The sequence below is a fragment of the Aquimarina gracilis genome, from assembly GCF_035285365.1.
Lineage (GTDB): Bacteria > Bacteroidota > Bacteroidia > Flavobacteriales > Flavobacteriaceae > Aquimarina > Aquimarina gracilis.
Genome location: NZ_JAYKLX010000002.1, coordinates 494,989 through 507,812 on the forward strand (window position 1 = coordinate 494,989; position 12,824 = coordinate 507,812).

At 34.4% G+C, this 12,824-nt stretch carries 12 protein-coding genes; 7 read left to right on the forward strand and 5 right to left on the reverse strand.

The window, feature by feature from the left end; all coding sequences use genetic code 11:
- The first annotated feature begins 12 nt into the window (after nucleotides 1–12).
- From folP to U6A24_RS05115, 3 genes are all read left to right on the forward strand, one after another.
- Nucleotides 13–840, forward strand: coding sequence for a dihydropteroate synthase (gene folP, locus U6A24_RS05105; protein WP_324178863.1), 828 nt, complete (start codon nucleotides 13–15; stop codon nucleotides 838–840).
- A 55-nt stretch (nucleotides 841–895) separates the two neighbouring features.
- Nucleotides 896–1,672: a diadenylate cyclase gene (locus U6A24_RS05110; RefSeq protein WP_324178864.1), complete on the forward strand. Its 777-nt coding sequence runs from the start codon at nucleotides 896–898 to the stop codon at nucleotides 1,670–1,672.
- 213 nt (nucleotides 1,673–1,885) lie between these two features.
- Entirely contained in the window at nucleotides 1,886–2,086 is a 201-nt protein-coding gene (locus U6A24_RS05115) for a hypothetical protein (protein ID WP_324178865.1), read from the forward strand.
- 113 nt (nucleotides 2,087–2,199) lie between these two features.
- Here U6A24_RS05115 and U6A24_RS05120 read toward each other — a convergent pair whose 3' ends face one another.
- On the reverse strand, nucleotides 2,200–3,966 hold the full coding sequence (locus U6A24_RS05120) for an ABC transporter ATP-binding protein (RefSeq protein WP_324178866.1): 1,767 nt from the start codon (nucleotides 3,964–3,966) through the stop codon (nucleotides 2,200–2,202).
- On the reverse strand, nucleotides 3,967–4,710 hold the full coding sequence (gene truA, locus U6A24_RS05125; protein WP_324178867.1) for a tRNA pseudouridine(38-40) synthase TruA: 744 nt from the start codon (nucleotides 4,708–4,710) through the stop codon (nucleotides 3,967–3,969). It lies immediately after the preceding gene.
- A gap of 114 nt (nucleotides 4,711–4,824) precedes the next feature.
- Here truA and U6A24_RS05130 point away from each other — a divergent pair, with 114 nt between their 5' ends.
- Complete coding sequence (locus U6A24_RS05130) at nucleotides 4,825–5,319, forward strand: metallophosphoesterase family protein (protein ID WP_324178868.1); 495 nt, start codon at nucleotides 4,825–4,827, stop codon at nucleotides 5,317–5,319.
- Nucleotides 5,320–5,376: 57 nt separating this feature from the next.
- On the opposite strand, the gene U6A24_RS05135 is transcribed toward U6A24_RS05130, so the two are convergent.
- Nucleotides 5,377–5,787, reverse strand: coding sequence for a DUF4293 domain-containing protein (locus tag U6A24_RS05135; protein ID WP_324178869.1), 411 nt, complete (start codon nucleotides 5,785–5,787; stop codon nucleotides 5,377–5,379).
- A gap of 200 nt (nucleotides 5,788–5,987) precedes the next feature.
- On the opposite strand from U6A24_RS05135, the gene rho reads away from it, so the two are divergent.
- From rho to U6A24_RS05150, 3 genes are all read left to right on the forward strand, one after another.
- Entirely contained in the window at nucleotides 5,988–7,637 is a 1,650-nt protein-coding gene (gene rho, locus U6A24_RS05140; RefSeq protein WP_324178870.1) for a transcription termination factor Rho, read from the forward strand.
- 176 nt (nucleotides 7,638–7,813) lie between these two features.
- Nucleotides 7,814–8,482 (forward strand): peptide-methionine (S)-S-oxide reductase MsrA, encoded by a 669-nt coding sequence (msrA, locus tag U6A24_RS05145; RefSeq protein WP_324178871.1) that lies wholly within the window; start codon nucleotides 7,814–7,816, stop codon nucleotides 8,480–8,482.
- A 586-nt stretch (nucleotides 8,483–9,068) separates the two neighbouring features.
- The gene (locus U6A24_RS05150) at nucleotides 9,069–10,226 is read left to right on the forward strand and encodes an SH3 domain-containing protein (RefSeq protein WP_324178872.1); all 1,158 of its coding nucleotides are present in this window, start codon (nucleotides 9,069–9,071) and stop codon (nucleotides 10,224–10,226) included.
- 263 nt (nucleotides 10,227–10,489) lie between these two features.
- Here the strand turns inward: U6A24_RS05150 and U6A24_RS05155 are convergent, their stop codons facing one another.
- The gene (locus U6A24_RS05155) at nucleotides 10,490–11,377 is read right to left on the reverse strand and encodes a bifunctional 5,10-methylenetetrahydrofolate dehydrogenase/5,10-methenyltetrahydrofolate cyclohydrolase (RefSeq protein WP_324178873.1); all 888 of its coding nucleotides are present in this window, start codon (nucleotides 11,375–11,377) and stop codon (nucleotides 10,490–10,492) included.
- Between the two features lie 40 nt (nucleotides 11,378–11,417).
- Entirely contained in the window at nucleotides 11,418–12,746 is a 1,329-nt protein-coding gene (gene ffh / locus U6A24_RS05160) for a signal recognition particle protein (protein WP_324179015.1), read from the reverse strand.
- Between the last annotated feature and the right edge of the window lie 78 nt (nucleotides 12,747–12,824).

Here is a 12,824-nt window from a genome sequence, read left to right on the forward strand (position 1 = left end):
TAAAAATAAATAATGACAATTAACTGCAAAGGTTCTCTGATAGATCTATCTACCCCAAAAGCAATGGGGATTCTTAACGTTACACCGGATTCTTTTTATGATGGTGGTCAATACAAAGACGAATACCAAATTCTGTCTCAAACAGAAAAAATGCTGACTGAAGGAGCTACATTTATAGACATAGGAGCATATTCATCGAGACCCGGAGCAGACCATATTTCTGAAGAAGAAGAGAAGAAAAGAATTTTACCAATCATAACACTTTTACTTAAAAAGTTTCCCGAGATTTTAGTATCTGTAGATACATTTAGAAGTGAAATTGCTAAACGTAGTATCGAAGCTGGAGCAGCATTAATTAATGATATCTCTGCCGGAAATCTGGACAAGAATATGATCTCTACGGTAGGAGAATTGAAGATCCCTTACATTATGATGCATATGAAAGGAACTCCTCAAACCATGAAATCTATGGATCAATATGAGGATCTTATAAACGAAATAAATCTGTATTTTTCTAAAAAAGTTGCCCAAGCCAGACAGCATGGAATAAATGATATTATCATCGATCCCGGATTTGGATTTGCAAAAAATGTTACTCAAAACTTCGAATTACTTAAAAATCTTGAACTATTGCATATTCACAACCTACCCATATTGGCTGGATTATCAAGAAAATCTATGATTTACAAAACTTTAAATACCGAACCAGCACAGGCTTTAAACGGAACAACATCGCTAAATACGATTGCACTTCTTAAAGGAACTTCAATCTTAAGGGTTCATGATGTAAAAGAAGCCATAGAGTGTATTACATTAATAAATCAAATACGAGTAAGTTAACTTTATACAATCCCGTTTCGCTAATTTTTCTATTTTTACAAAAACTCCTGACACTTTGGATTTAATCAATCTTAGAATACTTGATGTACTTGATATCGTATTAGTAGCTGTATTGCTATACTACATCTATAAGTTGGTTAAGGGCACAGCTGCTATCAATATTTTTATTGGAATTGTAATGATTTATCTGGTTTGGAAACTTACACAGTTTCTTGCCATGGAAATGTTAAGTAGTGTGCTAGGTGAGTTTATTGGCGTAGGAATGTTTGCACTAATTGTTGTTTTCCAGCAGGAAATACGCAAATTCTTATTAATGATTGGATCGACCAATTTTGGAAGAAGGCGAAAATTTTTAAGACAATTAAAATTTATTAGAGATACTCCCGAAGATAGTGTTACCAATGTAAAATCTATCATTGAGGCTTGTCTAAATATGGGTAAAACCAATACCGGAGCTCTTATTGTTATTAAACGAAACACCTCACTTGATTTTGTAAAAACCTCTGGGGATGCTATGGATATTCTAGTAAACACCCCCATCCTGGAAAGTGTTTTTTACAAAAACAGCCCATTGCATGACGGTGCAATGATCATCGAAGATAATCATATAGTAGCCACGCGTGTTATATTGCCGGTAACAAATGATAATAATATGCCTTTGCGTTTTGGTCTACGCCATAGAGCTGCAGTAGGCATCACCGAAAAAACAGATGCCTTGGCATTAGTGGTAAGCGAAGAAACCGGTAAACTTTCTTATATCAAAAATGGAGAGTTTGTTATTTTTAAAACAAAAGAAGAGTTAGAAGAAAAAATAAAAAGGGACTTGGTTTAATGGGAGATATAATTACGATTACAAATTGTAAAAATTGCGGAAAACAAATTGAGATTTATAATTTTGATGTAATTGGTAAAAAAATATTACATTCGCGGTGTTCACATTAATCAATCTCATTTCTTTTATAATATTCTAAAATTTTCTTAGCATTCATGGTGATAGCTGAAAAACCAAAAAAGAGTAAGCATTAATTAATTTAACTATATTATTATGAAATTATCTTTAAATGATTTACAAGCTTCTGAATGTATTGAAACATTAGACCAAAAAGAATTAAACAAAGTACATGGAGGAAACAGTATTGGTATCGGATATGCTATATCGTGGGGCGTAGCAAAAGTTGCCGGTTGGTTTGACGATAGCGATGAGTATGTTGCATACGATCCTTGTGATCCACTTGCCGCTGAATAAAATAAACTTCAAAACGATATTGCGCAAAAAACCTAGGTTATTTATTCAAAAAAGTAATCTAGGTTTTTGAAAAAAATCTAAAACTATATTATACCAAATTCTTATCTAAAGATTTACTCTTCTACTGCAATGGCAAATTGCACTTCATAAAGATTCCTGTAATACCCATTGGCTATCTCGAGAAGTTCATTATGATTTCCTTGCTCTACTATTTCACCTTGGTCCATTACTATGATCTTATCTGCATTTTTAATAGTAGCCAATCGGTGAGCAATAACAATCGAGGTTCTTCCTTTTGTGATTTTATTGGTAGCATCTTGGATCAACTGTTCGCTATGCGAATCTATAGAAGATGTAGCTTCATCAAGCACCAAAATTTCCGGATTAGTTACATATGCTCTCAAAAAAGAAATTAATTGCCTTTGACCAGAAGACAACATGGCACCTCTTTCTTTAACATTGTAATGATACCCATCTGGTAAACTAATAATAAAGTCATGAATTCCTATTTCTTTGGCAGCTTCGTGCACTTGCTCTTCGGTAATTTCGGGATTATTAAGTGTAATGTTATTCAATATAGTATCTGCAAACAAAAACACATCCTGAAGCACAACAGCAATATGGCTTCGCAATGATTCTAAACGAATGGTCCTTATATCTACATCATCTATCGATATAACTCCACTATCGATTTCATAAAATCTACTTAGTAAATTAATGATTGTTGATTTCCCAGCCCCTGTTGCTCCAACAATAGCAACAGTTTCACCAGAATTGACATTAACAGAAACCCCCTTCAATACTTCTTCTCCTTCAAGATAACTGAATCTCACATTTTCGAATGAAATATTACCTTTTACCTCTTCTAGTTCTATCTTCCCTTCGTCCTCAATTTTAGAATCTGTATCCAGAACAGCAAATACTCTGTTGGCTGCCACCATTCCCATTTGTAGGCTATTAAACTTATCTGCTATTTGGCGTAGAGGCCTGAATAACATTTGTGATAACTCTATAAACGCAACAACAACACCCAAGGTTATTACATCTCCTTGAGCAGCTTTTAATCCACCAAACCAAACAATCAATCCAATGGTAATTGAGCTTGACATTTCTGCAATAGGAAAAAAAATGGAGTTATACCAAACGGTTTTTATCCATCCTTTTTTATGCTTTTCATTAATCTCCTTAAAATTGGCGTATTCGGTTTTTTCTCTTGTAAACAGTTGAACTATTTTCATACCGGTAATACGTTCCTGAACAAAAGAGTTAAGATTAGAAACCTGCGTACGAACTTCCTCAAAAGCTACTTTCATTTTCTTTTGAAAAACCCTGGTTGCATAAATTATTACAGGTAAAACCATCAACACTAACAAAGTAAGCTCCCAGCTTTTATAAAACATATACCCCAAAATGACTAACATTTTCAATAGGTCACTAATAATCATAAAAAGTCCCTGACTAAAAATACTAGCAATGGTCTCTATATCGCTAACCGCTCTGGTTACCAATCTCCCTACAGCAGATTGATCATAATATTGTTTCTTGAAGCCAAGCATGTGCTGGAATAATTTCACTCTAATATCCCGAATCACTTCTTGTCCCAGCCAATTCGCAAAATATATGAACAAAAATTGAGTAATTACTTCAAGAAATAGTACACCAAGTATTAAACTTATTAGAGTTAACAACAACTCTCCGTTTTGCGGAATTATACTTCTGTCGATTACTTGCTGCAAAAGGTGAGGTCTCAAAACAGCAAATACAGATAATAAGATAGCAAAAAACGCCACAGAATAAAAAGTAAGTCGATAGGGGTCAGTATACGTTATTAACCTCTTGAACAACTTAAAATCAAAAGCTTTACCACTCTTTTCTGACATTTATTTAATAAATTTTTCTGGATATTCTACTTTAGTTAAATATAGGCCATGCGCAGGCACCGAATAGCCTGCACGACCACGGTCTTCGCTTTTTATAATATCGACAAGATCATCCAAATCGAGCTTGTGCTCTCCTATTTCGATCAAAGTCCCTACGATTGCCCGTACCATGTTTCTTAAAAAGCGATTTGCAGAAATTTTAAAAACAATTTTATCTTTATTACTCTCCCAAAAAGCTTCTGTAATGGTACAATTATACGTTTTTACATCGGTTTTAGACTTACTGAAGCATTTAAAATTAGTATAGTTTAACAGTAATTTAGCAGCTTTATTCATAAGATCCAAATCCAAAGTTTTCTTCAAATAATAGGATTTATTAATTACAAATGGGTCTTTAGTAAAATTAACATGATACTCATAAGACCTACTAATTGCATCAAAGCGGGCATGCGCCTCTTCGTTTACCCGGAAAACAGATCGGATTGCAATTTCTAGTGGTAAAATTGAATTTAGTTTATAGCTAAGATCTTCATCATTCAATTCATTTTCAAAATCAAAATGTGCCATGATTTGTTTAGCATGAACTCCCGTGTCAGTCCTACCTGCTCCTACAATTTCAGTTTTAGTACGCAAAATAGTAGACAAAGAATCTTCTAAAACCTCCTGAACCGAAATCGCATTAGGTTGTCGCTGCCAGCCATGATATGGTGTTCCATCATAAGAAAGTTCTAAAAAGTATCTCAAAGTATTCTATTTTTGTAAAACCAAAGGCAAATATACCTTTTATAATACAGATACATATTATGACCAGGTTTCTGTTTTCTTATTATTCTATAAACGATATTTATATTCTTAATTTTGAAAAAAATCCTTCTACTTAGCGATACCCATAGTTATATCGATGATCGAATCTTACATTATGTAAAAGAAGCAGACGAGGTCTGGCATGCAGGGGATATAGGAGACCTGAAGGTAACAGATGCTATTGAAGCTATCACCCCCTTAAAAGCAGTTTATGGAAATATTGATAATGATAAAGCCAGAGCTACTTTTCCCTTAAACCAAAGGTTTATCTGCGAAGGGGTTTCAGTTTGGATCACTCATATTGGTGGATATCCCCCAAAATATAATCGTGTTACCCGAGAAGAAATTAGGTTAAATCCACCAAAACTATTTATCTGTGGTCATTCACATATTCTCAAAGTAATTCCAGATCATAAAAATGGACTTCTACACATGAATCCTGGTGCTGCTGGTACGCATGGTTTTCATAAAGTAAGAACCATGCTTCGATTTACATTAGCTTCTGGTAAAATTGAAAATCTTGAAGTCATCGAATTAGGAAAAAAATAAAACCCGAAGTTGGCATACTTCGGGTTTTAACGCACTAATACTACTAAGATGTTAGGTTTATCGTAATCGATCTACAGATTTTACGAGATTTTCATCCTTTTTAATAGCCTTATTGGCCATTACTAATAAAACGATAGAAATAATAGGAATTATCATCCCAATACCTTTCTCAGAAACCTTAGTTTCTCCAGATACCGTTAGAGACCAATAAACAAATACTCCTAGTAAAATAAAGTTTAATAAGATATTGATACGCCCCAATACAAATTGAAGCTGTCGGTTTTTAAACAAAAAGATTGCTATAAAGGACAAGACAGCCGATCCAGCAAACAACCCTAAAAGAAAAAAATCTTCCTTCGCAAACAATTCAACCCCATCACTATCAATACCGTATGGTAAAAATACAGGTAGTGCTGCCGAAACTCCGGCGGCCAATAAAAGGTATATCGTTTGGATTCTTTGTAACATTACAACGTTTTCTTACGGAAAAGCAAAAATAAGAGTTTCTTTTTATAAATATGTGTAAAAAATTAAAAATAAAGTCGTATACTTGCAGCACAAAATCTGTAACCCATTCAATCAAGGTTACTTACCTTCGAAATAAAATTTTCCTAGATTCTTCTTTAGAAAATTTATATACCTAAACGTAAATTATATAACAAATTTAAATGTTAGATATTTCTGAATTAAAAGCAAAAAAGCTTCCTGAATTACAGGAAATTGCAAAAACCCTAAGTGTACCTAAATATCGTACACTCAAAAAATTGGACTTGGTATACCAAATATTAGATTACCAAGCCGCCAATCCCGACAAAGTAAAAGAGGTTGCAAAAGAAGACTCTTCCAAAAAGACAGAGCCTGAAAAAAAGAATACAAACCCTCGACAAAGAAGACCACGCACCAGAAAAACAGATGGCCCGAACAACCCTGTTAATAAAGAAACTAACGTTTCTAAAGAGAAGACTGGTGAAGCTGCTTCACATACCCCAGCAGAAAATACTCCTAAAGGTTCACATACCGAAAACATAGTTAAAGGGGAAGAAAATAAGGATAGCGATAAACCACATCAAAATAAAGATGATAAGAAAGATCACAGGAATCGTGGTAATGACAAATCGCAACAAAATAAAAACAGAAATAACAACAAAAAGGAAAACGGAAATAGAGATAATCGAAATCGCTATAAAGAACCTGATTTCGAATTTGATGCTATTATAGAAAGTGAAGGGGTTCTTGACATTATGCAAGATGGTTATGGCTTCTTACGCTCAAGTGATTATAATTATCTTTCATCACCAGATGATATTTATGTATCTCAATCACAAATAAGACTTTTTGGATTAAAAACAGGAGATACCGTATTAGGACAAGTTAGACCCCCTAAAGAAGGAGAAAAATATTTCCCTCTTATTAAGGTAAATAAAATTAATGGGCTCGATCCACAAGTGGTACGCGACAGGGTTTCTTTTGAACACTTAACTCCATTGTTCCCTCAAGAAAAATTTAAACTGGCAGAAAAACAAAGTACAATTTCTACCAGAATTATGGATTTATTTGCTCCCATTGGTAAAGGACAAAGAGGAATGATTGTCTCGCAACCCAAAACTGGTAAAACCATGTTACTAAAGGATGTTGCCAATGCAATTGCTGCCAATCATCCAGAAGTATATCAAATGATTCTTCTAATCGACGAAAGACCAGAAGAAGTTACCGATATGCAACGTAATGTTAAAGGAGAAGTAATAGCGTCAACATTTGATAAAGAAGCCAATGAACATGTAAAAGTTGCCAACATTGTTCTTGAAAAAGCCAAAAGACTTGTAGAATGCGGCCATGATGTGGTGATATTACTTGACTCTATTACCAGGTTGGCAAGAGCTTACAATACTGTTCAACCTGCAAGTGGTAAAATATTAAGTGGTGGTGTTGATGCCAACGCACTTCACAAACCAAAACGCTTCTTTGGTGCAGCACGTAATATTGAAGGAGGAGGATCTCTATCTATAATTGCCACTGCCTTGACCGAAACTGGATCTAAAATGGATGAGGTAATCTTTGAAGAGTTTAAAGGAACCGGTAATATGGAGCTGCAATTGGATAGACGAATTGCAAACAAACGTATCTTCCCAGCGATTGACCTTATATCAAGTAGTACTCGTCGTGATGATCTATTATTAGACGACACAACAATACAACGTATGTGGATTATGAGAAAATATCTTGCAGACATGAATCCTGTAGAGGCTATGGAATTTATTAACGAGCGTTTTAAACAAACACGCAACAATGATGAATTTTTAATTTCCATGAACGGTTAATTCAAAAAAGATAATTAGACGAGATAATAAAAACGGCTATCAAAAATTGATAGCCGTTTTTATTTATCGTTCTTTTAAGGAATGTTTAAAGAACATCTCTCTAATTTTATATTCCTAATAATTTCTTGAAAGTTTTTTCTAATTCAACAGACCAATTGTTCAAAATTAATTTCGACATGAAAAAAATACCATATATAATAGTACTTACAATCTCATTTCTATTTATTAGTTGTCAAAGCAATGGCCAATCAACAAAAAATGAAAAAAACCCCCTTCAAAATATCAACCCAGTTGAAGTCCCAATGGTAGACGGTTTGGATAGAGCTTACTTTGCTAGTGGATGTTTTTGGTGTGTAGAAGCCATCTATGAAAGTGTAAAAGGAGTAAAAGAATCCATTTCAGGGTATTCTGGAGGACACACAAAAAACCCAACGTATCAATCAAGCAATACAGGACGTACCGGACATGCAGAAGCGGTAGAAATATATTATGATCCTAATGTTGTATCCTTTGCTACCTTGGTAGATGTATATTTTGGCTCACAAAATCCAACTCAAGTAAACGGACAAGGCCCCGATCATGGGTCACAATATCGATCTATCATTTTTTATCAAAATGAAGAACAGAAAAAAATTATAGAACAAAAGAAAAAAGCTTTAGGTAAAAAGCTTAATAGAAAAATAGCTGCAGAAATACTTCCATTTCAAAAATTTTGGATAGGAGAAGATTATCATCAGGATTACGAAAAAAGAAACCCATACAATCCATACATTAGAAATGTATCCATACCCAGATTAAAAAGATTTCAATCCAAATTTCCAGAACTTATTAAAAAGAACCATTAGTAGATAAAATTCTAATATGTTAAACTTTACTAAATATGATTTGTAACGACATTTTCGCATTTGATGTATTTTCAGGTCACACATCTTCTACTTCGCCTTTTTATATAGCCTTATAATGCCTGAAAAGTAAAACCGACAAAATCTGCTAAAAAAACATTCTAAATCGGTTGTAATGCAATAAAAAATCGTTGAAAAACACAAAACAGAGAAAAAAAATTCATATTTTTGTACAAATAAAATCAAAAGATGTTGTGTTTTTAATATTAAAACACTACTTTTGAATCTGATTTAATGGTTTTCTTATCAGTATTTTAATACAAATTATTAAAGTTCTACTAAAGAAAAAATTTGTTAAATTATTGAAAAACAAACCATTACCAATCAGATTGTTCTTTTAAAAGTTGTTAATATTCGCTTCTTAAGAAAAATATATATTAAGAAGAATTTAGAGTAAATTTAACTTTGGCATCTTTTTTGAAAGGCAATTTTTGACGGTAAATTCGAGTTTTAGAACTCAGAAAATTGAATTAACATAAAAATAATATTGAATAAAAATTATAACCCAATCTACTTAAAAACAAGAGATATGAAATCTATTTTTACATTTATTCTGCTTTTGGTGATTACTTTCTCGTCGGCTTATGCTCAGTCTGAGCAATATTTGATGTCCGCTCAAAAATTAACAGTTCGAAGTGGTCCAGGATTAAACTTTAATACTATCGCTGAGGTTCCTCAAGGAACTCAAGTATATGTGATGAGTTCTAACTATGGAGAGTGGAGTGCTATCCAGTATAAAAGTATGAACGGTTTTGTTATTACAAAGCACTTAACAGAAGATAGCCGAATCGCAGACGCTGAAAGAGCGGCAAAAGAAGCAGCTGCCAAGAGAGAAGCTGCAAAAGCAGCTGCCCAAGCTGCAATCGCACAAGCAGAAGCAGCTAAAAGAGCTGCAGAAGAAGCAGCAAGAAGAGCTATTGCAAATGCAGAGCGTTTAAAAAGAGAAGCGGAAGCCAATGCAGCTAAAGCAATCGCTGATGCTGAAGCAGCCAAAAGATCTAAAGATGCAGCAGCAAGAAAGGCTCTTGCTGACACTAGAGAAACACAAAAAGCCCTTGAAGAAGCGAGACGTAGAGCAGCACAAGGTGACGTAGCTGCGGCACCTATTGAGTCTACCACTCCTTCTTATGGTTCTAGTTCTAATGCGTCTACTCCTACTGCTGCTACTATGACAGTAACTAGAGAAGATAAATATTCTTCTTGGGAATCAAAGACCTATAAGTCTGGTGCAACACCAAAGTCATTTAACTTTAAAGGTAAGTTTGACTATAAGTTAGACAACTACCTTAAAATTAAAGTAGGTAAAAACACAGAATGTGTTGTTAAGCTTTATAAAATGGGTAAAACCGAAAATGATGATGAGCTAGTGCGTATTACATATATCAATAAAAGCACTACGCAATTTATCAGAAACATCCCTCAAGGTGAGTACTACTTAAAAATTGCTTATGGTTTTGAATGGAAGGAAAAAGTTATTAACGGAAAGCGTGTAGGGACATTTACTAAGAACGCTTTATACGAAAAAGGTACTCAAATCTTAGATTTTAACACTGTTAAAACTTCGAAAGGAATTAGTGTACCTTCATACAACTTGTCATTAGACCTACGTCCTTCTGGAAGTGGTGGATACCAAACTAACGGAGAGGAGAACATTTCTCCAGAACAGTTCAATAGCGATAGAGGCTAAAAAAATAAAAATATACATTTAATCACCAAAATATAAATGTAACAAAATGTTAGGGCGCTGCCCTAACATTTTTTTTATATCCCTATCCCAATCATTTTATTATTCTTTAATAATACAACAAGGAACCAATAGCTATTGGCGCATATCAAAAAATATTATCACTTTTAGGAAAGGTTATCTAACATGGTTACCCTTAAAAAAGAATAAAAAAATATCCCAGAACGATGTTCTGGGATATTTTTTAGTTTAAGGTATAATCTTTATTATTTACTAGTTGCGCGATGCCTTTCTCTAGCCAATAATGTATTTTTAAGCAGCATTGCTATAGTCATCGGCCCTACTCCTCCAGGAACCGGGGTAATATACGAAGCTTTTTTGCTTACATTTTCAAAATCAACATCCCCTACAATTCTATAGCCTTTTTTTGCAGATTCATCCGGCACTCTTGTGATACCTACATCAATAATTACAGCATCATCCTTAACCATTTCTGCTTTCAGGAAATTAGGCACACCCAATGCCGAAATTACAATATCAGCCTGAGAGATAATCTGTGTAATATTTTTGGTATGACTATGCGTAAGTGTAACCGTAGAATTACCGGGCCAACCTTTTCTTCCCATCAAAATACTCATAGGGCGTCCAACGATATGACTTCTTCCTATTACCACAGTGTGTTTTCCTTTGGTATCTACATCATATCGCTCTAGTAATTCCAAAATTCCAAAAGGAGTTGCAGGAATAAATGTGGACATGTCCAATGCCATTTTCCCAAAATTCATAGGATGAAAACCATCTACATCCTTATCTGGATCCACCGCAAGCAATACTTTTTGAGTGTCTATTTGAGGAGGTAATGGTAATTGAACAATAAACCCATCGATATCATCATCTTCATTAAGTTCTTTTATTTTGGCAAGCAGTTCGATTTCACTAGTTGTACTAGGCATCTTTACCAAAGTAGATTCGAAACCTATACGTTCGCAAGCTCTAACCTTGCTACCTACATAGGTTAAACTAGCGCCATCATTACCTACCAAAACAGCTGCAAGATGTGGCACTTTCTCACCACGTTCTTTCATTTTTTGAACTTCGGCAGCAATTTCATCTTTGATATCGTTACTTATTTTCTTTCCATCCAGTATTTCCATTCCCCCAATAATCTTTAAAATTTATATATTAAGTTTTGTGTTATCTCATTTTACCCATCATCTGCATCATTCGTTTACCACCGCCACCTTGCATCATTTTCATCATTTTACTCATTTGGTCAAACTGTTTCAGCAATTGATTTACCTGTTGAATTGAAGTACCAGAACCTTTACCAATACGTTTTTTTCTACTGGCATTTATAATTTGTGGTTTGGATCTTTCTTCTGGTGTCATAGAATGTATTATAGCTTCGATATGCTTAAATGCATCATCATCTATATCCATATTCTTCATCATTTTTCCGGCACCTGGTATCATCCCTACCAAGTCCTTCATATTACCCATTTTCTTAATCTGTTGGATTTGTTTCAAGAAATCATCAAAACCGAACTGATTTTTGGCTATTTTCTTTTGAAGTTTTCTAGCTTCTTCTTCATCAAACTGTTCTTGCGCACGTTCTACAAGAGAAACCACATCTCCCATTCCCAGGATACGATCTGCCATACGTGAAGGATAGAAAACATCTATTGCTTCCATTTTTTCACCTGTACCAATAAACTTAATCGGTTTATTGACTACAGATTTGATAGATATTGCCGCTCCACCTCTGGTATCACCATCAAGTTTTGTAAGAATAACTCCGTCAAAATTCAGAACATCGTTAAAAGCTTTGGCTGTATTCACTGCATCCTGCCCTGTCATAGAATCTACTACAAACAGTGTTTCGTTAGGCGTTACCGCCTTATGAATATTTGCTATTTCGGTCATCATGGCTTCATCAACAGCCAAACGACCCGCTGTATCGATAATAACAACATTAAATCCATTGGCTTTTGCATGGGCTACCCCAGCTTTTGCGATAGCTACGGGGTCATTATTATCACGATCACTAAAAACCTCAACATTAATCTGTTCTCCAACAACATGCAACTGATCGATTGCGGCAGGTCTATAGACATCACAAGCAACCAAAAGTGGTTTTTTAGTCTTTTTATTTTTAAGGAAGTTAGCAAGTTTACCCGAAAAAGTAGTTTTACCAGAACCCTGAAGTCCAGACATCAAAATTACTGAAGGATTCCCAGAAAGGTTAATTCCTGCGGCATCACCACCCATTAATTCGGTAAGTTCGTCTTTAACCAGCTTAACCATTAATTGACCCGGCTTAAGGCTTTTTAACACGTCCTGACCAAGTGCCTTTTCTTTTACTCTAGCAGTAAAGTCTTTGGCAATTTTATAATTAACATCGGCATCTACTAGTGCTCTACGAACTTCTTTAAGGGTCTCTGCAACATTAATCTCTGTAATCTGACCATGACCTTTAAGAATATGCAAGGCCTTATCTAACTTATCACTTAAATTATCAAACATATATTTATCCTGTTTTGAAAAATATCCATCTTTATCAATAGATAGGTGCAAATTTAAGGATTTGAAGCGTATAAATAA